The 22,934-nt window shown below is 38.3% G+C and carries 12 protein-coding genes and 1 pseudogene; 3 read left to right on the forward strand and 10 right to left on the reverse strand.

The window, feature by feature from the left end; all coding sequences use genetic code 11:
* Positions 1-43 precede the first annotated feature (43 nt).
* Entirely contained in the window at positions 44-2,527 is a 2,484-nt protein-coding gene (locus tag QM481_RS22970; RefSeq protein ID WP_166549316.1) for an endonuclease MutS2, read from the forward strand.
* A 252-nt stretch (positions 2,528-2,779) separates the two neighbouring features.
* Here QM481_RS22970 and QM481_RS22975 read toward each other — a convergent pair whose 3' ends face one another.
* From QM481_RS22975 to QM481_RS23020, 10 genes are all read right to left on the reverse strand, one after another.
* The gene (locus QM481_RS22975) at positions 2,780-4,930 is read right to left on the reverse strand and encodes a carboxy terminal-processing peptidase (RefSeq protein ID WP_283383513.1); all 2,151 of its coding nucleotides are present in this window, start codon (positions 4,928-4,930) and stop codon (positions 2,780-2,782) included.
* A 69-nt stretch (positions 4,931-4,999) separates the two neighbouring features.
* Positions 5,000-5,746 carry a BamJ family beta-barrel-assembly machinery protein gene (gene bamJ / locus QM481_RS22980; protein WP_283383514.1) on the reverse strand — a complete coding sequence of 249 codons (747 nt, stop codon included), beginning with the start codon at positions 5,744-5,746 and terminating at the stop codon, positions 5,000-5,002.
* 357 nt (positions 5,747-6,103) lie between these two features.
* Positions 6,104-6,940: a VOC family protein gene (locus QM481_RS22985; protein ID WP_283383515.1), complete on the reverse strand. Its 837-nt coding sequence runs from the start codon at positions 6,938-6,940 to the stop codon at positions 6,104-6,106.
* A gap of 127 nt (positions 6,941-7,067) precedes the next feature.
* Complete coding sequence (locus QM481_RS22990) at positions 7,068-7,547, reverse strand: SRPBCC family protein (protein ID WP_283383516.1); 480 nt, start codon at positions 7,545-7,547, stop codon at positions 7,068-7,070.
* A gap of 143 nt (positions 7,548-7,690) precedes the next feature.
* Positions 7,691-8,080, reverse strand: coding sequence for an inner membrane protein YiaA (gene yiaA / locus QM481_RS22995; RefSeq protein ID WP_166549226.1), 390 nt, complete (start codon positions 8,078-8,080; stop codon positions 7,691-7,693).
* A gap of 222 nt (positions 8,081-8,302) precedes the next feature.
* Entirely contained in the window at positions 8,303-8,746 is a 444-nt protein-coding gene (aac(6'), locus tag QM481_RS23000; RefSeq protein WP_166549225.1) for an aminoglycoside 6'-N-acetyltransferase, read from the reverse strand.
* Positions 8,747-9,089: 343 nt separating this feature from the next.
* Positions 9,090-10,514 carry a RagB/SusD family nutrient uptake outer membrane protein gene (locus QM481_RS23005; protein WP_283383517.1) on the reverse strand — a complete coding sequence of 475 codons (1,425 nt, stop codon included), beginning with the start codon at positions 10,512-10,514 and terminating at the stop codon, positions 9,090-9,092.
* A gap of 35 nt (positions 10,515-10,549) precedes the next feature.
* Positions 10,550-14,059: a TonB-dependent receptor gene (locus tag QM481_RS23010; RefSeq protein ID WP_283383518.1), complete on the reverse strand. Its 3,510-nt coding sequence runs from the start codon at positions 14,057-14,059 to the stop codon at positions 10,550-10,552.
* 184 nt (positions 14,060-14,243) lie between these two features.
* Positions 14,244-15,341: a FecR family protein gene (locus QM481_RS23015; RefSeq protein WP_283383519.1), complete on the reverse strand. Its 1,098-nt coding sequence runs from the start codon at positions 15,339-15,341 to the stop codon at positions 14,244-14,246.
* A 280-nt stretch (positions 15,342-15,621) separates the two neighbouring features.
* Positions 15,622-16,230, reverse strand: a complete 609-nt coding sequence (locus QM481_RS23020) for an RNA polymerase sigma factor (protein WP_283383520.1) — start codon at positions 16,228-16,230, stop codon at positions 15,622-15,624.
* A 251-nt stretch (positions 16,231-16,481) separates the two neighbouring features.
* Here QM481_RS23020 and QM481_RS23025 point away from each other — a divergent pair, with 251 nt between their 5' ends.
* Together QM481_RS23025 and QM481_RS23030 are read left to right on the forward strand one after the other, a co-directional pair.
* The gene (locus QM481_RS23025) at positions 16,482-17,201 is read left to right on the forward strand and encodes a LytR/AlgR family response regulator transcription factor (RefSeq protein ID WP_283383521.1); all 720 of its coding nucleotides are present in this window, start codon (positions 16,482-16,484) and stop codon (positions 17,199-17,201) included.
* A gap of 1,064 nt (positions 17,202-18,265) precedes the next feature.
* Positions 18,266-22,934, forward strand: a pseudogene (locus QM481_RS23030) (hypothetical protein); the annotation flags it as partial.

Below are 22,934 nucleotides of genomic sequence, written 5' to 3' on the forward strand. Positions count from 1 at the left end.
AGACAGCGAACAAATGTCTTACGTAATTTGTTATTTTTTTATGATGTTATACCCTCAAAATATAGAACAAAAATTAGGATTTGACCGAATTAGAGAACGACTTAGTGAATTATGTATTAGTCCACTTGGCAAGGCATTTGTAGAGAAAGTTCGCTTTTCGGATAACTATGATTTAGTCCAAAAAATGATTCGTCAGGTAGATGAAATGCGTGAGATTATGCAATATGAACCACAGGCATTTCCTTCTCAAAATTACCTCGATGTTAATCAACAACTGACCAAAGCGGCTATTGAAGGCGCTTTTCTTTCTGAAGCGGAGTTTTTTGATGTAAAGCTTTCTCTTCGTACTATTCAAGAATGTCTTCGTTTTTTTGACAACAAAGAACCTGAGCAATACCCACAGTTACGTGAATTGTTGGGCATGGCTTTTCAGCCTCGTACCGATAAAAATCAAGAGGAAGTAAAGACCAACAAAGATGCTAAATTAGAAATAAGAGGTATTCTCGACGCTTTAGACAAAGTAATTGATGACCGTGGTCGTTTGAAAGATAACGCTAGCCCAGAATTACAGTCTATTCGTCGTCAGTTAGTTTCTCAAGAAAACGATTTACGTAAAAAACTAGATAGCATTCTTCGCAATGCCAGAAGCAATGGCTGGGTGTCTGACGATTTTTCATTGACTTTGCGTAATGGTCGTATGGTGATTCCGTTGGCAGCTGAGCACAAACGTAAAATCAAAGGTTTTATCCATGACGAATCAGATACAGGTAAAACCGTATTCCTTGAACCAACCGAAGTACTTGAAGCCAATAACGAAATTCGTGAGTTAGAATCGGCCGAACGCCGTGAGATTATCCGAATTTTAATGGATTTGACTACACGATTGCGTCCGCACGTACCTGTCTTGAAGCGTGCGTATACTTTCCTTGGTATTATCGATTTTGTTCGTGCCAAAGCTTGTTATGCTATCGAGTTGGGAGCTATTGCGCCTTTAAGTGTGAATACCCAATTGGTGGATTGGAAAAATGCTCGTCACCCATTGCTTTATGCTTCTTTCAAGAAGATGGGTAAAAGTGTCGTTCCATTGTCAATTACCTTAGAATTAGACAATCGTATTTTGTTGATTTCAGGACCAAACGCAGGTGGTAAGTCGGTTACCCTCAAAACTGTTGGTTTGATTCAGTATATGTACCAATGCGGTTTATTGGTGCCAATGGCAGAGTACTCAACTATTGGTTTGTTTAGAAATATTTTCATTGATATTGGTGATGAGCAAAGCTTAGAGAACGACCTAAGTACTTATAGTTCGCACTTGACGAACATGAAACATTTCTTGATTCAATCTGACAGAAAGACTTTGTTTTTGATTGATGAATTTGGTACAGGTACAGAGCCTGCACTGGGTGGAGCTATTGCTGAGAGTATTCTTGAAGATTTGAATCGTTCGGGCGCGTATGGTGTGATTAACACCCACTATACCAACTTGAAAACATTTGCTGATCGTACCAAAGGTCTTGTCAATGGTGCGATGCGTTACGATGCAGAACATTTAGAGCCACTTTATGAGCTTGAAATCGGAAAACCAGGAAGTTCTTTTGCAGTTGAAATTGCTTACAAAATTGGTTTACCCAAAAATGTAATCGATCGTGCTAAAAACAAGATGGGTAAACAACAGGTAAGCTTCGAGAAATTGGTCAAAGAGTTAGAAATTGAGAAGAAGGTATTCGCTGATAAGAATGTTGAAAATGCCCAAAAACAACGTCATCTCGATCAGTTACTTGACCAGTATAACTCACTGAAAAACTTATTAGATTCAGAGAAAAAGACCATTCTGAATAGCGCTAAACTGCAAGCAAAAGAGTTAGTAAAAACAGCTAATCAGAAAATCGAGGCAACCATTAAGGAAATACGTGAGCAAGAGGCTGATAAGTCGGCTACAAAAGAGCTTCGCCAAGATTTACAGGATTTTCAAGAATCTTTAGTAATAGAAAAAGTACCTGAGAACAAAAATAAGCCAACTCCAAAGAAAGAGGAAGAAGAAAAAGATGTCATTGAGGTAATTGGAGGTGATATTGTGATAGGGTCATTGGTACGTATCAAAGGGCAGGAAGCCATTGGAGAAGTATTAGGTGTTCGTGGTAAAGATATTGAAGTAGCGATTGGCGATTTGAAAACGACAGTAAAACTTAATCGTTTGGAGAAAATTTCTAGAAAAGAGTTTCGTCAAAAAGCTTCTCCTAAAGCCAAGCTAACGGGAATTGATATGAATGAGAAAATGCAAAACTTCTCATTCAACCTTGATTTAAGAGGGAAAAGAGGAGAGGAGGCTTTGGTAGATGTAGACCGCTTTATGAACGACGCCATTATGGTAGGATATGACGAGATTAGAATTGTACACGGGAAAGGTGATGGTATTTTAAGAACACTCATTCGCCAACATTTAAGAGGCTACAAGCAAGTCGATAAAATGGTAGATGAACATGCTGACCGAGGCGGTGCAGGTGTTACAATTGTGAAGATGAAATAAGATTATCGAATTGTTCCTAATGGAGTGATTTGTGATTATTCTAAAAATGATATTCCAGCAGTAGAGACGCACTGCTTTGCGTCTTAAGCCAAGTCAGACATAGAGTAGCAATATCAAAAAAAAGGTGGTCGAAAATATGTTCGACCACCTTTTTTTTGATATTCAATGAGAGACATTCCTCTGAACAAGGCGTAAAGCATGTCTCTACAGCCAGCCAATAATCATTCATTCACTCAATCAAAATTCACTAAATTATTTTTTATTCTGAGTGATTTTGATACCATTAGAAGGAGCAAGGAAGATATAATCTGTTAATAATCTTTCTGTTTCCTTCAAATAAGCGTCTTTTTCACGTCTTTCTTTAGCTGCTTTTTGTTTTGCTTGTGCAATACTTACTGAGTCAGTTTTTACTTCTGTTTTAGCTTCTGGTTTTTCAACGTCAGCTAACTCTTCAGCAAGGTCTTGGCTATTGCGTTTTTTCTGCTCTTCAATTTCTTTACGACGTTTGTCTTCTTTCAAAGAGATTGTTTTGCGTTCTTTTGTTTTTTTCCAGTAATCAAAATCAGCGACTAATTTTTTCAAATCTGTTTCTGATTTCAAGTGTTCTTGGTATTTTTTGTTTAAAGACGCAACAATCTGTTCATTTACATCTGTAGATGGCGTGTATTTGCTTGTCGCAATCATATCCCAAGGCAAAGCACTTGGTTGTGAGCTTTCGCCGTATTCTTCTGCCGAGAAGCCTGAAGGTAATTGAATATCTGGCGTTACACCTTTGTGTTGTGTACTACTACCTGTAATGCGGTAGAATTTCTCCATGGTGATTTTCAATTGACCTACGTTGTCAGGCTCACCTTTTAAGAAACGACCTAAATCTACTAAGGTTTGAACTGTTCCTTTTCCATAAGTTTGCTCACCTACAACAATACCACGCTTATAATCTTGAATCGCACCAGCAAAAATTTCTGAAGCCGAAGCACTAAATCTATTTACTAAAACACCCAGTGGACCATCATATGTTACAGAAGGATCACGGTCGAACTCGGCTGAGATTTCACCATCGGCATGTTTGCGTTGTACCACAGGACCTTGAGGAATAAACAAGCCTGTCAAACTCACCGCTTCTACCAAAGAACCACCACCGTTGTTACGAAGGTCAAGAATTACACCGTCAACTTTTTCAGCTTTTAATTCAGTCAAAAACTTCTTAACATCTGCGCTTGTACTCTTGAAGTCTCCTTCACCTTTTCTTACACCTTCAAAATCACGGTAGAATACAGGCAAGGTAATTAAACCTAATTTGTACGAACGACCATTGTTAGTAAATTCTAGAATATCCTTTTTCGCACTACCATCTTCTAATTTGATTTTTTCACGAACCAAACGAACCTCTTTAGGTACTGAGCCCACCGCTGCATCACCTGAAAGGATTTTCAAACGAACAATGGTATTTTTAGGACCTTTAATCAATTTCACGGCATCATCGGTCATCCAACCTACAATATCAGTAAAGGCTCCATTTTCCCCTTGTGCTACTGCTACGATTCTATCTTTTGGTTTTAGGGCTTTGCTTCTGTACGCAGGGCCACCCGTGATAAGCTCGATAATAGTTACATAATCACCATCCAGACGAAGTGTTGCTCCAATACCTTCAAACGACTGCGCCATTTCTTGGTTGAACTGTGCAGCAGCCTTAGGAATCATGTAGTTCGTATGAGGATCGATACTTTCGGTGAATGAGTTCATGTATTGTTGGAATACATCTTCACTCTTTGTTTTGTCGAAATACTTTTCGCTACGAGAATAACGCTCTTTCAAATCTTTGACAGCCGAAGTATCAGCTTTTCCACTGATTTTCCAGTCTAACAAAGTACTTTTGATAGCTTTTCTCCAAATCTCATCAAGCTCTTGTTTGTTCGAAGCCCATTCCGCTTTTTCTCTGTCTGGCGTATAAACCTCGTCTACATTAAAATTCATCGGTTTTGCCAAAAGCTGATTTACGAACGTAAAACGTTCTTTGGCTCTTTTACGATAAATATTATAGATTTGGTAAGCGGCTGTTAAGTCACCTTTTTGCAACTGGTCATCCAATGAATAACGAAACTGTTCGAAATCCTGAATGTCCTGTTTTGTGAAGTTCATTTTATTACCGTCAAGCTCCTTGATGTAATTATCAAGGATTTTAGAAGATAAAGAATCATTGAGAGGAACCCTTCTGTAATGATAATTCGTCAGGATTTGTGTCACTAATTCTTCTACTTTTTTCTGTGTTTCGGTGGGCTTGAGGTCGTCTTCACTAAATTTGTAAGCCACAGTAAGGTTTTTCTCGGCACTATGTGAGGTCGAGCGAAGTCCCATAACTGCCAATAGCGTAACAGGAACAAGTGCAATGAGATATTTCTTCATAGAGATTCGATGCGAAGGTAATTGAGTGACTGACTATAAAACCAATCACTCAACCCTAGATTCGCTTTATTATTTTTCGATACTTAGTAATTCAACTTCAAAAATTAAAGCTGAATATGGTTTGATTACTGGACCGCTACCGCGAGAACCGTAAGCCAATTCTTGAGGAATAAACAATTTCCATTTAGAACCTACTGGCATTAATTGTAACGCTTCGATCCATCCCTGAATTACACCAGTTACTGGAAAAGTGATAGGTTCGTCACGTTGAACAGAACTGTCAAATACAGTTCCATCTAATAAAGTACCATGATAATGTGTTTTTACTTTATCGTTAGCTGTTGGTTTTGGACCATCGCCTGCTTTCAAGATTTGGTATTGTAATCCGCTTGGTAAAGTAACAACGCCTTCTTTCTTTTTGTTCTCAGCCAAAAACTTTTCGCCTGCTTCTTTGATTGGCTTGTACTGAGCTGCTTGCGCTTCCATCATGAATTTTTGAAGGATTTGATTGGCTTGCATATCAGAAATCTGCGTACTAGCACCTTTCATTACTTCTCCAAAAGCCTTTGCCATCAATTCTGAATTGATTGGAATATTTTGCATTTTGAAGTTTTGAGCTACTAAAACTCCTAAACTATAACTTGCTGAGTCGGCTAAGTTTGTCAATTTCAATTCTTTGGTATCTGTTGCTACTTTTGCAACGGCAGGTTTAGTGGCAGCTTTCGATGCTGGAGTAGCTGACTTTTTCACTTGTGCATGCGTGGCAAATGACGTAAGTGCTACGCCCGAGCAGAGTACTATGTGTTTTAGATTCATGGTTTGATTTAATGTTTACTGCAATTTTGCAAAAGTTTATTCCAAATGCTATACTGCTCTTGCAGGCTAGAATGATGGAGTAGAATCAAGCCTTGTGTTCAAAAAAATGTTAGAATCGACTTGATAAGAACTACAAAAATAAACATTTGACGGACTTATTGTAGTATTTGCGATTGATAAATTATTGTTGGTTAAAACGCAAGATTTTATGAAAAAGTATGCAAAAAATAAATCATATACTTTCTTACAAATAGTTTTAACTACAATATATTGAAATGTGTAGAGAACACCGCTACAAATTGCGATGAGTGGTTGAAATGTATTGTGACTGGTCAACGAGTGTTTTCTAGTTATGAATTAGGCATCGACTAGTGTTTGAATATCAAATTTTTGCATTTTCATAAATGCTTGAACCACATTTTTACTTTTTGCTGGGTCACTCATGAGCTTTGGCAAAATACTTGGTACAATTTGCCAAGAAACACCATATTGATCTGCGAGCCAACCGCATTGGTCATATCTTCCATTTTTACCTAAATTTTCCCAGTAATAATCGATTTCCTCTTGGGTATCACATTCAACAACGAATGAATTGCCAGGAGAGAAATCAAAGTCGTGCGCATTGTGACTACTGATGGCATTAAACAAAATACTGCCTAATTGGTACTGACAAAAAAGAAGTCTTTCTTCTGGAAAGTTGAAGTGAGCTGGGTATGGGGACTCTATTTTTACACTAGAATTGTCAAAAATCTGTACGTACTGATAGACAGCTTCCTTGAGTTTTGGAAATTTATCATTGGCAAAAAGGAGGGTAGGAACGATTTTTTGAGGAGCTTCGATTGCTTGAATATCCAATTGCCAGTACACGCCAAACTTGTCGCAGAGCCATGCGTATTTCTTGCTCCAATCATATTCTCCTAATGGCATTACGGCGTTACCTCCTTCCAAAAGTGCTGTATATAATCGCTCTATTTCCTGTTCACTGCCACAATATACATAGTACGACACAGCTGGAGTTGGCTTATATCGTGGACCGCCATTTAATCCCATAAATTTAGTACCCATTAGCTCAAAGGAGCTTACCATTGGGTTCTGTTGGAGAATATGCGAATTAGGAAATAGTTTGGTATAAAAATCAGCAGCCTCTGTGGCTTGGTGATTGTACCAAATACAAGAGTAAATGGGCTTTTGCATGATTGTCTTTGAATTTTTAAGTACTAGTTCAAGACTTAGTCTTGGACCTATCTTTTACATAGTTTTAAATTGAAATAAAGGCTATTTCGATACTAAATCTTGAACTAGGTATCTACACAAACTTATCCTACATCAGATTTAATACTTCTTTATATCTCCCAGATTCTGCAAATTCTTTGATAATTCTGTTTCTTTCAGAAAGGAGCTTTGTCATGTATTTAGTTAAAAATAAGTGATTTGCCAACTTTCCAAGAAATCCTAATGGCGATTCAAACTCAAACCAATCTGTCATAAGCACCTTACCTCCAACATATTCAAATTGATGAATATGAGTCAGCGACTTGAAAGCTCCTTTAATCAATTCATCCTTAAAGTAATAGGGGCGCTCATACGCCGTAATATGTGCTGACAGGTGTTGTTTGATACCAAAATGTGTTGCTTCGAAGGTCACATATTCACCTAAGCCAATCAGCCCTGTGGTTTTTCCTTCGATGGCTTTTTCTTTAGTATGAGCCGTTGAGATAGTATGTAAATCAATGCTTCTAGCTAAATCAAAGCAGATTTCTAGACTGGATTCTATCTCGGTTTGAAGTTTAATCAGAGGCATTTGTAAATTGTGAATGAGCGATTTAGTGAATTGTGAATTAAAAATTGTGTAGGTAGAGACGCAAAGCCTTGCGTTTCCAGTAGACATTACCATTAACCATTTTTCTAGCTAACGGCTAACGGCTAACGGCTAACGGCTAACGGCTAGTTTCCCTTCTGACTATCTCTAGTATTTTTCTGTACGGCAATTGCACCGAAAAGTGCTAGAAGAAAAGCAAAAGCATAAAATCCCTTTTCGCTCGGAAGTAGCGTTGCATTCCATAAGCCCACGGTTAACAGAACAATCGTTAAAATGGTTGAAAACCAGCTTAGACTGTAATAAATAGCTGTAACGGGAATATTTTCTAGTTTGTCACGAACACTTTTTTGTAGTGAAATCACAGAGAAAAGGCCATACATCAAAACCGTGAAATAGTATCCTTTTTCGTTAAGTGCCATTTCGGCGTTCCATAAACCGATGAGGTATCCAATGATTCCTATGCCGAGTGCTACCCAAGAAGCGGCCACAAATGCACTAGAAGGTTGTTGATTCATATTTAAAGGGTTTTGTATTTGAGTTAGAACTTGTTGACAAGATACAAAGCATCTTGTCAATTGATAGAATGGTATTATTTTTTATGAGATAATCGATGTTATTCAGCTAAGTAAAAGGAAGTTATTAGTTAACAGTATGTCAGTTATCAGAATAAACTCATAATCAGAAGGATACATATCACTATGTGCCGCAGATATTGTTAATCCATATCATCTTGTATCCTAGTTGAGGTTTTTTACAAAACATACAATCCTTCCAACTTCTTCGAAACCAGCTTTTTGATGGAATATAATACTGCCTGAATTGGCAAGTTCCGAGTCTGAACAAAGTTGCGTGTATCCTTGTGAGCGAGCCCATTGCTCAGCTTTGTGGATGAGTTGAATGGCTAAGCCTTTTTTACGAAAAACATTGTCAACGTAAATTCCTTCGACGTAGGCTACAGGCATATCTTCGGCACCTTCTACATAGTCTTGACGAACACTCAATTCAATAAATCCAATAGGTTTTTGATCTTGTAGTAATAGAAAAGCTGTTGGGTGCTCTGCCAATAATACTTCTTCAAAATGCTCTGACATTTCGTCGAAATGAGTATCAGTCCAAAGTTGGGTGGCTAAATGGGCTAGGATGGAGATGTTTTCTCTCGATATTTCTTGAATGCTTGTCATTAGAGGTATGGTTTTTTACCTAAAAATAAGGATTATTCTTAATTAATAGTCTAGGTTTCAGAAAAATCATATTCCTTGAAAGTAAAAAAGCTGATTCAAAGAGATAATGATCTACCTTGAATCAGCTTAAGTATTAATGGATTTTCAAATAATCACTAATTGTATGTTAGGACTGTCGAAGGATTTCAAATTTTTGCAGATTTGGGATTTCTGATTTCGGAAATAAAGAAAAATACATTTATTTTCTACCAATAAAAAGGTAGATTACACTTCCGAAATCCAACATCCAATATCCGAAATAAATGCTTCTAGCAGCCCTAATTCTTACATTCAGTACTAACGTTTAATTGTATCCATTGTTTTGCGTAATTACTGGATTTTGAGACCTTACGATTTGAGGAATAGGAAGCAATAGCTTATCTGTCGTAATGGCTTTTCCTTTTGGTTGCAATACTGTAATGGCACGGTTGGTACGTTTCAAATCAAACCAACGATGGAATTCTATAGCAAGTTCTACCCTTCTTTCGTGCTCAATAGCAGTACTCAATGAACCTGCAAAAGCAGTTGGGTAGCCTGCGTCGCCAAATTTAGGTAGCCCTGCTCTTGTTCTTACTTGGTTCAGATAAGTAGCATCGCCTGTAGCTTCGGACAGCATTAATAGTACATCAGCATAGCGTAATACCATAAAGTTGTTATTGGCTAAAGGGTTACCGCTTCCAATTGGCGCATTGGTATGAGTCCATTTGATAGGATATTTTTGCGCAATAAAGGTTGTACCATTATTATATCCTAAAGCAATAGACAAGTCTCTACGTGGGTCGTTAGCTTCGTATTCGTTGTACAAATCGTCAGTTACTTGGTTCATGCCACTACCATAAAATCCAAGGAAGTTATTGTTTGGATAAAAAGTTTGGTAGTAACGACTGTAAGGTGCTGATGCCGAACCTCCCAAAAACTGAATTTCGAAAATAGATTCTTTGGTGTTTTTGACATTAGGTCCCCAAAGACTACCATAGGTACTCAATAAAGCATATTGGTTACTATTGTACACATCCTTCAATACATTTGCTGCGGAGGTTTTGTCGCCCAAGGTCAAATATACTTTTCCTAACAGTGCTTGTGCAGCACCTTTTGAGGCACGACCGATTTTAGTACTAGGAATGGCAGAAGCCAAAGGCAAATTTTCGATAGCAAAGCCTAAATCCTTCTTAATCAAATCATACACATCGGCTTGTGGCGAGCGAGGTACGGCATAGGCCTCGTCACCCGAAAGAGGCTTTGTTACCAAAGGAATATCGCCCCAAGTTTGAACCATATTAAAGTAAAATAAGGCTCTCAAAAAACGCATTTGCGAACGAACATCATTTTTGTAGGCTTCACTCAATGAGGCTGTCTCGATTTTATCCAAAACGATATTTGTACTAAAAACAGCACGGTAATAGTCTTGCCAGAACTGATACACCATCGTATTGGTGGTCATCAAGCTATAATCTTTAAACTGCCATTTGTCTGCCTGAATCCCTGAAATATTGTACATAATGGCGTTGTCGCTCATTTGTTCATTACAATACGAAACGGGTCCCTCTGGGTGATAAACGGTGTATAAAGAAGCGTATGCCGAATTGATGGCAAGTTCAAAGTCGTCGGTTGATTTGAAATTGTCTGCCGTTGCATTCGAAATAGGCGCAAGTTCTAAAAATGAATCACTACAACTGGTAGTAAGCAAACTTGCGGCAAGGAGAAGGTATATTTTTACAATTTTTTTCATGTCTATCCTGTTTTTTGAAGTTTAAAAAACATTGATTAAAAATCTATCTTAGCACCAATCGTAATAACTCTTGGAATTGGGTATGAGCCATAATCTACGCCTATAAAAGCACCATTTGGCGCATTTCCTGAGGCGTTCAAACCACTTGAAGAGTTACCATTGGCTTCACCCGAAAAGTTGGATGCGTTATAAGTAGTATTTTCAGGGTCGTAATTGGTGTACTTACTCCACAAATACACGTTTTCGGCATTTACGTACACACGTGCCGTTTTCAAATGTAATTTTTGAGTGATAGACGCTGGGATAGTGTACGAAACGCGAATGTTTTTCAATCTCACAAATGAGGCATCTTCTACCCAAAGACTTGTGAATTGGTCTTGCAAACCTGTCAAACCTAATGTAGCTCTGAAGTGTGTGCCATCGCCTGGGTCAGATTCTGAGCGCCAACGATTGGCTACACCTGCGTACATATTACGTCCGTTGTTCCAAAAACCAGAGTAACGGAAGTTTTGATTAACGATTTCGCCTCCGAATGAGCCTTGGAACATAAACGACAAGTCAAAGCCTTTATAAGAGAAATTGTTGGTGATACCCGCCATAAAGTCAGGTTGATAATTACCCAAGGTTGTACGGTCGTCAACTGTAATTTTTCCATCACCATTGACATCTCTGATGATTGGGTCACCAGGTTTTGTGGTCGAATAATGCGGTGTTGCATCTACCTGTGCTTGATTTTTGAAAACACCATCCACTACATAGCCATAGAAATTAGAAATCGGCTGTCCAACTTCTGTTTTTACAGTGACCACAAAGTCTGTGTAAGTAATAGGAGCGTTGTTTTGACCTAATTGTAATACTTTGTTTCGGTTTGAGCTAAAGTTGAAATCAGTTGACCAGCTAAATTTCGGCGTTTGAATGTTCTGTGTATTCAAGTTTAATTCAACACCCTTGTTTTCCATTTTACCGATATTTGTCAACTGCGTAGAGAAGCCCGTAATATCTGGAACAGGCACGTTCAACAACATATCGTTGGTCGTTGAATTGTAATATTCAGCAGATAAACCAATACGGTTGTTCAGCAATTTTAAGTCTAGCCCAAGGTTAAATTGAGTTGTACGTTCCCATTGCAAATTGGTATTGGCAATATTCGAAATCGCTAAACCAGAAGCTAGGGTTGAGCCTGAAACATAGTTAGATGAACTTAATAAACTCGTAGAGCCATAATTAGGGATTTGATTGTTACCCGACATACCATAACTTACTCTGAATTTCAGGTTATTGATAGCTCGAATATCTTTCATGAAGTTTTCGTCTGAAACTACCCACGCACCAGATACTGAAGGAAAATATCCCCAACGGCTGTTGCCTCCAAATCTTGAACTACCATCACGACGGATAGCGGCAGTGAAGAAATATCTATTCAAATAATTATACTGTGCTCTTGCCAAATACGAAATCATAGCCCATTCTGAGGCATTGGTAAAGCCACTTGATACTACTCCAGCGTTGAGGGTTTCAACCAAGTCATTTGGAAAACTACCAGAAGTAATCGAAGCAAATTCGTTGCGTTGTTTTTGAACAGAATAGCCCAAGAGTAAAGCCAAATTGTGATCGCCAAAGCTTTTGTCATAGTTCAAGGTATTCTCACTTAACCAGTTTAAACTATATCCACTTGTTGAATAACCTTCAGCAGGGAGAATCCCAGAATAGCCATAGCCTTGTTTGTTGACACGATAAGAGTTGTAACGTGTATTGTACAAATTGGCGCTAATACTGGTTTTGAATTTTAAATCATCCAAAATTTTATATTCCAAAAAGCCTGTAGCTAGTGTGTTGAAAGTCTTATTTTGCTTGTGGATATAGCGTGTCAATGAATATGGATGCCATAAGTTTAGGTCATTGTAGGCTACATATTTGTTCCAAACCGAGTTAGGGTCGCGATAACCGATATTACCATTTTCGTTGTAAACTGGAAAAATAGGGTCACTCTGCAATGCCAAACTTACCACATCACTTTTTCCTTGAGTACCATCGGTTCTATCAAAAATTCCTGTAACACCAAGATTTAAGCCAATCGTAAACTTATTACTCAATTGATGTTTGATATTTGAACGTAACGAAAGGCGCTTATAGTAGTTTTCGTCCAAAACGGCATCTTGACTCAAATACGCTGCCGAAAACATAAACTGTGTTTTGTCTGTACCGCCCGAAGCAGAGAACTGTGCATTCTGCGAAGGAGCTACTCTAAACATTACATCTTGCCAATCTGTACCTTTTCCAAACTGTTGAGGATTAGTCAAAAACTCATCAGGGATTTTGTAAACCGAGCCTCTCAAACTGTTAGGATCAGAAGCTTTGTTTTTAGCTGGATTCAAATCAACCCAAGCATTATTGTGAACATCGATGTAATAGTCAATCCACTGCTGAGCATCCATCATTTTAACGCGTCTTTCTACGCTTTGTACACCCGATTCATAGCCAACGCTGAAGGTGGTTTTGCCTGCTTTTCCTAATTTGGTTGTCACCAAAATAACGCCATTGGCACCTCTTGAACCATAAATTGCTGCTGAAGAGGCATCTTTCAATACCTCCACAGATTCAATATCCTGAGGGTTTACCATATTCAAGTTGAAGTTTTCGAGCGGTACACCATCCACCACAAAAAGTGGGTTTGTTCCAGCCGTAATGGAGCTTACACCACGAATACGAATAATAGGAGATACCCCTGGAGCACCTTGACTTTGGCTAATATTTACACCAGCAATCTGACCAGAAAGTGCTTGAGTCACATTGCTAAATGAACGGTCTTGGAACTGCTTAAAACCTACTGATGATACCGCACCAGATACTGCTCTTTTGCTTTGGGTACCATAACCTACCACGACAACTTCGTCTAATGATTGAAGTTCGAGTGCCAAAGAAATATTGAAAACGGTACGATTACCAACCACTATTTCTTGTTTAACGTAGCCCACATAACTAAAAACCAAGGTCGTATTTTCGGAAGGTACCTCAATTTTGAAATGCCCACTTGCGTCTGAATTCGTTCCTTTGGTCGTGCCTTTGATGGTAATATTTACCCCTGGGAGGGCTTTTCCTTTTTCGTCGGTAATAGTTCCTGAAACAGTTGGTAAAGCCACCACGTTTTCTCGCTCTGTTTCGGGCGTGCTGGGAGTACTGGGTGCTTCGATTTTACGTAAAACAATTTGATTGTTAAACATTACATACGTCACCGAAAGAGGTTTGAGTAAACGCTCTAATACATCGCCTACACGCTCGTTGCTTGCCAAAAGAGTGACAGTTCTGTTGAGAGGCACAACTTGCGAGTTGTAAGAGATTCTTATTTGAGCAGTTTTTTCAATTTTTTGTAAAGCTGATTTTAGGACTATTCCGTCGATAGAGATACTAATCTTTTTGTTGAGTTCTTCTTGTGCTGAGGTTTTTGCCCAAGCAAAACTCGTGAGGAATAGAATCATGAAAAACTGCATTCCAGTAATTCTCATAATAGTAAGCCAAAAAGCCTTTGATTGTCGATTTTTTTTCATAAACTTGAATGGTTTTCTGTTAAGTAAAACAAAAACATCCCCTTACCCTTTTTTGAAAGGGCATGTTGAGCAGACAGGAAGGGGAAAAATGCTAGGTGTTTGTTGTGTGCCACCACGACATACACCTTTTTTTATTGCTATGGAGGGAAGGAGTTAAGTAGGTTTTTCATTGCGATTGTTTTATTTATTGGTTACACCCTAGTGATTGAATAATAATTTTCTCGTTGACTACTTCAAATTTGGTATTGGGTCCAATGGCCTCACAAATGATTTGAAGTTTGGTAAATAAAGGCTCTTCGCCTAGCGTGGTCGTGAGCGAACAATCTTCTAATAACTTTTGGTCAAAATAGATATGTACGCCGTATAGATTTTCGAGTTTCTTGAAAATCTGGGCAACTGGACTTTCGTTAAACTCTAGTACTGTGCTAGTTCTTGAGGTAATTGCTACTACTTGTTCTTCACTAATTGCTGAGGCTTGCATCAGATTTTGCTCATCTACAATAACCTGCTGGTTAGGTAATAGAGTCACTCGGTTATTGTCTTCCTCTTCTTTTTCATAGACCATTACTTTACCTGTTTTTACTACTACTTTTACTTCTTTTTCGGTGTTAAAAGACTGTACTGTAAAACTGGTACCTAAGACTTTGACGACCGTAGTTTTGGCATGAACCAAAAAAGGTTGTTGAGGGTTTTTGACGACTTCAAAAAATGCCTGCCCATCCAAATACACCTCTCGGTTGGGCGAATCCTCAAAACTTTCAGGAAACTGAATGGTACTATTGGGTTCAAGTAGCAAAGAACTTCCATCAGGTAATTTGACTGGCATTTTCAAGGTACTTTTGTTGGTTTTTGTGACCAACTCTTCAATCGCTTTTTGCGAAAGATGCGACAATTGTGGATTCACATTTTTGTCGGTATACCACCAAATACCAACACTGAGTAATAGGAATATTGTGGCGGCAATAGACCATTTCCAGGTGTTATGTTGGTACCATGGTAGGTGTTCATCAAATACGATATCAGCGTTCTCTTCCAGCTGAATTCGATTCAATGTATTGGTGATGATGTTTTCTACTTGTTGGTCAGTAATGGGTTTTTCATGGATATAAGAAGCCAAAATAAACTCTCGTGCTTGCTTGACAAGGTACTGCTGACTTTGATGCGTTTGATACCATTGTGTCCATGGGTGCGAAATATCTTTATGACCTTCAGATTTTACCCATTCTACAAAGGTTAAATCCAAAAGAAAATCTTCTATCGTGTAATCACCATATTTTTTCATAAAATAGTAATAAGTCGTCTTCTATATACAGTAGAAGGGTTATAGGTTTTATATACTGCTTTTTGTAAAAAAAAATGAAAAAATATTGTTTTGGGGGGAGGCGCAAAGGCACAAAGTAGCAGAGGGACAAAGGGTTTTTGAGGGGTTAGGGTATAGGGTTTAGGCAAGGCGTTTTTATTTAGGCACAAAGGTGCAACTTCACTTTGTGCCTCTGTGCCTTATGCCTTTGCCACTTATTGTAACAAAATACACTTTGTACCTAAGTGCCTTTGCCACTTCTTCACCACTCAAAAAAACAAACTAACAACCCAAACCATATAGCTTCGTCAGGGAAAAGGGTGCGTAGTAGAGTGAGGGCTTCATGGACTAAATTGCTGACAGATTGGTATTTAACTCCCATCGTCTCGGCAATTTCTTGATTGGATAATTCTTTATAGAATTTGAGATAGACAACTTCTTTTTGTCTTTTGGGAAGATGATTTAAGCGTTCGTTGATCAGCCGTACACGGTGAAGTTCAGTTTCGTCTTTAACGATTTTTTCTTCGATCGAAAAGTCAATGTCAAAATAGCTTTCAGAACTTGAGTGTTCGTCAAGAGAAATTGTTTCATTTTTTTTGATTTCAGAAATGATTCTTCTTCGTACTGCCGCAAACAAATAGGCTTTTACTGAGCCTACGTCAATTTTGAGATTCTGACGATATTGCCATAATTGAATAAAAACTTCTTGAATACAGTCTTCAATCAAAGCGTCGTCATTGATCATTTTGCGGCCATAGCTAATCAAGGATTTGGCATATAGTCGGAGAAGTGTAGCAAGTGCTGCTTCATCGCCATTGCGCAAATCATTCCATAGCTTTAATTCATCATATCGAGGAGATGAATTGGACATAATCAGGTTTTAGATCAGGTAAATATTATTATTCATAAAGACTGTAACTAAGGGTGTTATACTCAAAAAATAGTTGCTTTGGTAGGATACGTTAGTAATTGGATAAGATGCTACCAAAAATTGGATATAGCCTTTTCTTGATAATTTTAAATTGGTATTATTCTTGATAAACATTTATTAACAACTGTGATTTGCAAAATTGTTTTGTATTGCTATTGAACAATAAATATATAAATGCCTTCATTACTACTATGGTAAAATTGATTAGGAATCGCCAGCCTGTCAAAGTTTTAGTAATCGAAGAAGATCCGTCTTCGTTAGAAATTATAAAAACATTACTAAATCAAAATGACTTCGAGTTATTGACTATTGCCCCCACAATGGTCAAGGTTGATCTATTGTTAGATTCTTTTCTTCCCAACATTATTGTTGCTGGGGCTGATCTCAATCGGGTGGGTGTTTTTGATTTTATTACAACGCCACAATACCTCAATACTCCACTTGTGTTTTTGTCTCATGTTCTTGACGATGAGATATTTGGGGTATGTCTGAATCATGCTAGATGTCTACTTTTAGAAAAACCCATCAATCCTTACACCTTTCTAGCTTCGGTAAAGCTGTTGTTATTGGCTTATCCACCTATCCAACACAAATACGTGGAGGTGATTGATCGAAATCAACAGGTATTAAAAATCCAATTGGCAGATATTGTGTATGTAGAAGCAGATGGGAATTACACTTTTATTCATACAATTCAAAATAAGGTTTATGCTAGGAAAAAGCCTCTCAAGAATCTTAAAGAAGAGCTAGATGAAAAGTTTATTCAAATAAATAAATCTCATTTAATTAATACAGATTTTATTCAAAGACTAGAGTTAGGTAAGCGATTATTGGTGTTGAATAACAAAGAAATAAAAATAGGAAGATCTTTTCGTTCGGATTTAGATGCATTTATCTGCCCATTATCTTGACTTTTGTTAATTTTTGCTCATGATTTTATAGCCTTTAACGTGTAGTGAGATAGAAAATACTTACCAGAGATTTATTGAATATATAGGAGAATATATTTTGTATTTCTAATATAATGAGGTGATTCTAATCAAACAAGCCAGTTGATTTCTTGAATAATTGGCTTTTTGTCACCTTTTATGGCTTTTTGTCACCATAATGTGATAGAGAAGGAGGCTTTGGTTTCAAAATTGTACTTTCAATTTACATGTGTGATTATTTTTCTAAACAAGTGCATATTTTTTAATGTGTAAATTATGAGTTCGCGCTGTTGAACAATTAGCTCTATAAAAAACTTTTTCGTACGTATATTTTTCATTTACCTTAACTATGATTAATATTTTTAAATATTTGGAGTAATACTCTGTTTGTAGTTGATACCTTTTTAATAAAATTGATTTAAAAAGATTTGCCCTAAAGCTACGACAGTGTAAGTTTTATCCCAGAAGATTTAAAAGAAGTAGTATCGTACAAATTTTCCTTTTGATATCCGCTATGATCAAAAAATTACTAATTCTTCGCCCTTATAAACCGAAGTTTGCCTTTGTTAGTCTTAAGGTTTATGCTCTCTTCAAATCAAATTTGAGGAAACGGCTATCGTCCGCTTTTCATATCGCTTCTTTACAGCCCACCTTGTATGATAATTTTGATTTTGAATAATTCGTAAGAATTAGTCTGCTCAATATCTCTGAGTGTGTGGTATGATAGATGTATCGTATTTTTTATGGTGCTTAAGCTAGTTTACTGGTAAGCAGTAAATACTACAGTGCTAAAACTACAGGTAATAGTAGTTTTAGGATTACTGATATGCAAGTGTTATTCGTTTGTAGAACGTACTGCCATGCGTCTACAAAAGATTTGATTTTAAGATAGTGTCCTTCTCTGAAAGCCTTAATAATTTTAATTCTATCAAATTGCTCAAACTACTTTTCGCCAAAGTTGTATAGATAAATTTTTTGAAAGTGGTACCTAAGTAAGATGGTTTGGAATTGTTGGGCTATATGCAAATAATTAAACAATCCTCATCATGATAAAGAATTTTGTCAGATGTCTAATCTCTTTCCTGTGTCTTTTTCTTCTTTGGGGTAGCCATTCTATTGCGATAGGTGCAGATATACCCTCAAAAACCAACCTCATTCCCGTCGACCCAGGTAATACAAGTTGTAACACAAAAACACCTTGGACGAATGCTTCGTATACAAATCTTGTCGCAAATCGTCAAAACAATGGTAGTATTTTGTGTATAAATATTACTACGGCTCCTGAATCTAATTTAGTTGACTCTGACTTAACTAACTATGCTGGCTTTAATATAACAGGTGCTGGTTGTGGAGTTACTTTTAGTGTAAAGGATAATGATGCTGCAGATACTTATCCAGCTGGATATTTTGCAGGTTATAAGATTTCATCTGGTAGTTTGTTAAGTGGAAGTGTTGGGGCAGTAGTTACTGTTACCACTTATAATAATGGTACTCAAGTAGAGACTAAAGATGTGGTAACGAGTTTGCTTGGAATCGAATCAAGCTTGGTTGATGCGAGCGGTAATACGACGGTTGGTTTTATTACCACTTCAGCTTTTGATGAAGTTAGAATTACATATACAACCTTAGTGGGGGTTCTTTTTGCTGGTCAAGTATATTATCCTGTCATAGAAAAGTTCTGTGCAGGATCAGCCTTGGTTTGTAATACTCAAACAAATGTTTCCAATCCTTCCTATCCAGTTAATATCGATGCTACACAAACTGGCATTACAGGCGTGGCTTGTGCTGGATGTTCGGTAGCTAATCCTGAAAATGTAATCAGCTCAAGCACGAGTGATTACGCTACCATCACGATGGCAGTATCAGTAGGCAGTGTGGCATCATTAGCCGTTAAAGATGTCTTGACGACTTATCCCATCGGAACTTTTGCAGGGTTTAATATTTCCAATCCTAGTTTAATCAATGCGAATTTATTATCAGGAATTACCTTAAAAACGTATAAAGCAGGGGTATTGCAAGAAACGTCTTTATCGAGTAGCTTGCTTTCGGTGAATTCCTCTTTATTAACAGGAACAGGTGAACAGTTGGTAGGCTTTATTACGACAAAAAGTTTTGATGAAGTAAAGTTAGAGTTGACGAATTTACTAGGGATTTTGAGTACGACAAAGGTCTATAATGTGGTATTAGAAAGTTTTTGTGCAGGTCCAGCGTTGAGTTGTACCGATACATATTTGGTATCACCAAGTTTTCCAGCAGTTTTGAATGGGAGCTTAACAGGAATTAGTGGAGCCGTTTGTGCAGGTTGTGCAATCAATAACAGCCAAAATGTGGTAGATGCTAGCACTTCAAACTATGCAGATATAGTTTTGACAGCAGGTTTATTAAGTAGCGGTTCAATATCGGTAAAAGATGCAGTGACGACGTATCCTATCGGAACATTTGCAGGATTTGATATTGAAAATACAAGTATACTTGGAGCGAGTCTTTTGAGTAATGCTACCGTCAGTACTTATCTGAATGGGGTTTTACAAGAGAGTAATGCAGGTGGGTTAATCAGCTTATCTATTCTAAGTTCTACCCGTCAGGTTGTTGGCTTTAAAACTACCAAAACATTCAACGAAGTTCGTTTTACGATAGCGAATTTAGTAGGAATAGATGTTGGTACAACGCGAGTATATGGCGCAGTGTTGCGCTTAGCGAATGCAGCAGGTTTTGTTGCGCCAAGTTTATTGAGTAGCAGTGTGAGTAATGTTTGTCCTGCTACCACAGGAAACTTATCAAGTGCCATCGGTAGTGCGCCATCAGGGGCAGTGATACAGTGGTTTACAAACAATACCCACTCAGGAAGTGCTTATGCGACCCCAAGTACAGCCGCAGCGGGCACGTATTATGCCTTTTATTACGATTCAGTATTAGGTTGTTACAGTCCAGCGTCGACAGGAGTAGTTGTTACAGTGAATGCTTGTGATACCGACGGCGATGGAGATGTGGACGGTACCGACCCAGCACCAAACAATCCATGTATTTGGAGTGTAAATCAGGTATTAGCGAATACGACAACAACTTGGCGGAATGCAGATTGTGATGGAGATGGTATTAGTAACTACGCAGAAAAATTGGCAGGAACAGATCCGTTAAATGCTTGTGACCCAGCTTTGGTTGTTCCAACAGTGAGTGTTAGTAGTATCAATAACATTTGTCCTGCTACGACAGCGAACTTGACAACTGCGATAAGTAGTACAGCACCTTCGGGTAGTAGTTTGGTATGGTTTACGAATACTACCCATACAGGTACGGCATATTCAACCCCAACAGCAGCGACGGATGGTACCTATTATGCATTTTATTACAATGCCACGACAGGCTGTTATAGTGCAACAAGCGTAGGAATCGATGTATTTATCACTTCCTGTACAGGTCTTGACCCAAGTGGTGCAACGTGTAACACGAAGGTTGCGTTGACGAATGGTTTGTTTACGAACTTATCAGCCACGAAGACCAATAGTTCATTAGGCTGTGTGAATTTGACGACAGCTTCGACTAACAATCTGGTAGATTCGGATTTGAATAATTACGCTGGATTTAGTGTGACGGGTTTAGGCTGTAATGTGACCTATAGTGCTAAAGATAATGATGTGGCAGATACTTATCCTGCGGGTTATTATGCAGGGTTTAAGATTGCCTCAACGAGCTTGTTGAGTGGTAGTATCGGTTCAACCGTACGAATCGAGACTTACAACAATGGCGTTTTTGTAGAAGGGAAAGACGTTGTAACGAGCTCGATAGGTTTAGAGTCGAGTTTGTTGGATGGCAGTGGCTTGGCAACTGTAGGCTTTATCACAACACAAGGTTTTGACGAAGTACGGATAGTTTACAATACATTAGTAGGGGTAGGTTTTAGTGGACAAGTATATTATCCAGTAATAGAGAAATTCTGTGCTGGTTCGGCATTGGTGTGTAACACTCAGACGAATGCTTCTGCTCCATCATATCCAGTCATTGTAGATGATAGTCAGACGGGTATTACTGGTGTCGCCTGTGTTGGATGTTCGATAAGTAATGCCGAAAATGTAATCAGTTCAAGCACGAGTGATTATGCCATCATCACAATGACAGCCTCAGTAAGCAGTATTGCATCCTTAGCTGTAAAAGATGTTTTGACGACTTATCCCATCGGAACTTTTGCCGGGTTTAATATTTCTAATCCTAATCTGATCAATGCGAATCTTTTATCAGGTATTACCATTCGCACCTACAAAGCAGGGGTTTTGCAAGAGAGTTCGGGAGTCGGAACTTTATTGTCTGTTAATTCTTCACTTTTGACTGGCACAGGAGAACAATTGGTAGGCTTTATCAGTACGAAGGAGTTTGATGAAGTAAAACTAGAAATAACGAATGTATTAGGCGTATTGAGTACGACAAAGGTATATAATGTAGTCTTAGAGAGTTTCTGTGCAGGTCCAGCATTAAGTTGTACCGATACGTATTTGGTATCACCAAGTTTTCCAGCAGTTTTGAATGGGAGCTTAACAGGAATTAGTGGAGCCGTTTGTGCAGGTTGTTCTATCAATAACAGCCAAAATGTAGTAGATGCTAGCACTTCAAACTATGCAGATATAGTTTTGACAGCAGGTTTGCTGAGTAGCGGTTCAATATCGGTAAAAGACGCAGTGACTACGTATCCCATCGGAACATTTGCAGGATTTGATATTGAAAATACAAGTATTCTTGGAGCGAGTCTTCTGAGTAATGCCACCGTCAGTACTTATTTGAATGGGGTTTTACAAGAAAGTAACGCAGGTGGGTTAATCAGTTTATCTATTCTAAGTTCTAGTCGACAGGTAGTAGGTTTTGCTGCAACGAAGCCATTTAACGAAGTACGTTTTACGATAGCTAATTTAGTAGGAATAGATGCAGGTACAACGCGAGTATATGGTGCTGTGTTGCGCTTAGCGAATGCAGCAGGTTTTGTTGCGCCAAGTTTATTGAGTAGTAGTGTGAGTAATGTTTGTCCTGCCACAACAGGAAACTTATCAAGTGCCATCGGCAGTGCACCATCAGGGGCAGTGATACAATGGTTTACGAACAATGCGCATACAGGAACAGCTTACAGTACACCAAGTACAGCAGCTGCGGGGACATACTATGCCTTTTATTATGATTCAGTATTAGGTTGTTACAGTCCAGCGTCGACAGGAGTAGTTGTTACGGTAAATGCTTGTGATACCGATGGCGATGGAGATTTGGATACGACAGACCCAGCACCTAATGATCCATGTGTATGGAGTGTAAATCAGGTCTTAGCGAATACGACAACAACTTGGCGCAATGCAGATTGTGATGGAGATGGTATTAGTAACTATGCAGAGAAGTTGGCAGGAACAGACCCATTAAACGCTTGTGACCCAGCTTTGATTGTTCCAACAGTGAGTGTTAGTAGCGTTAATAACATTTGTCCTGCTACGACAGCGAACTTGACAACAGCGATAAGTGGCACAGCACCTTCAGGTAGTAGTTTGGTATGGTTTACGAATAATACCCATACAGGTACGGCATATTCAACCCCAACAGCAGCGACAGATGGAACCTATTATGCATTTTATTACAATGCCACGACAGGCTGTTATAGTGCAGCAAGCGTAGGAATCGATGTATTTATCACTTCTTGTACAGGTCTTGATCCAAGTGGCGCAACGTGTAACACGAAGGTTGCGT

The sequence above is a fragment of the Flectobacillus rivi genome, from assembly GCF_030056655.1.
GTDB lineage: Bacteria > Bacteroidota > Bacteroidia > Cytophagales > Spirosomataceae > Flectobacillus > Flectobacillus rivi.

Bases quoted from the DNA above. Each gene is read 5' to 3' on its own strand.
- yiaA (WP_166549226.1), bottom strand. From the start codon at position 8,080: ATGAATCAACAACCTTCTAGTGCATTTGTGGCCGCTTCTTGGGTAGCA.
- QM481_RS23025 (WP_283383521.1), top strand. From the start codon at position 16,482: ATGGTAAAATTGATTAGGAATCGCCAGCCTGTCAAAGTTTTAGTAATC.
- QM481_RS23005 (WP_283383517.1), bottom strand. From the start codon at position 10,514: ATGAAAAAAATTGTAAAAATATACCTTCTCCTTGCCGCAAGTTTGCTT.
- QM481_RS22975 (WP_283383513.1), bottom strand. From the start codon at position 4,930: ATGAAGAAATATCTCATTGCACTTGTTCCTGTTACGCTATTGGCAGTT.
- QM481_RS23020 (WP_283383520.1), bottom strand. From the start codon at position 16,230: ATGTCCAATTCATCTCCTCGATATGATGAATTAAAGCTATGGAATGAT.
- QM481_RS22970 (WP_166549316.1), top strand. From the start codon at position 44: ATGTTATACCCTCAAAATATAGAACAAAAATTAGGATTTGACCGAATT.
- QM481_RS23015 (WP_283383519.1), bottom strand. From the start codon at position 15,341: ATGAAAAAATATGGTGATTACACGATAGAAGATTTTCTTTTGGATTTA.
- bamJ (WP_283383514.1), bottom strand. From the start codon at position 5,746: ATGAATCTAAAACACATAGTACTCTGCTCGGGCGTAGCACTTACGTCA.
- QM481_RS22985 (WP_283383515.1), bottom strand. From the start codon at position 6,940: ATGCAAAAGCCCATTTACTCTTGTATTTGGTACAATCACCAAGCCACA.
- QM481_RS22990 (WP_283383516.1), bottom strand. From the start codon at position 7,547: ATGCCTCTGATTAAACTTCAAACCGAGATAGAATCCAGTCTAGAAATC.
- QM481_RS23010 (WP_283383518.1), bottom strand. From the start codon at position 14,059: ATGAAAAAAAATCGACAATCAAAGGCTTTTTGGCTTACTATTATGAGA.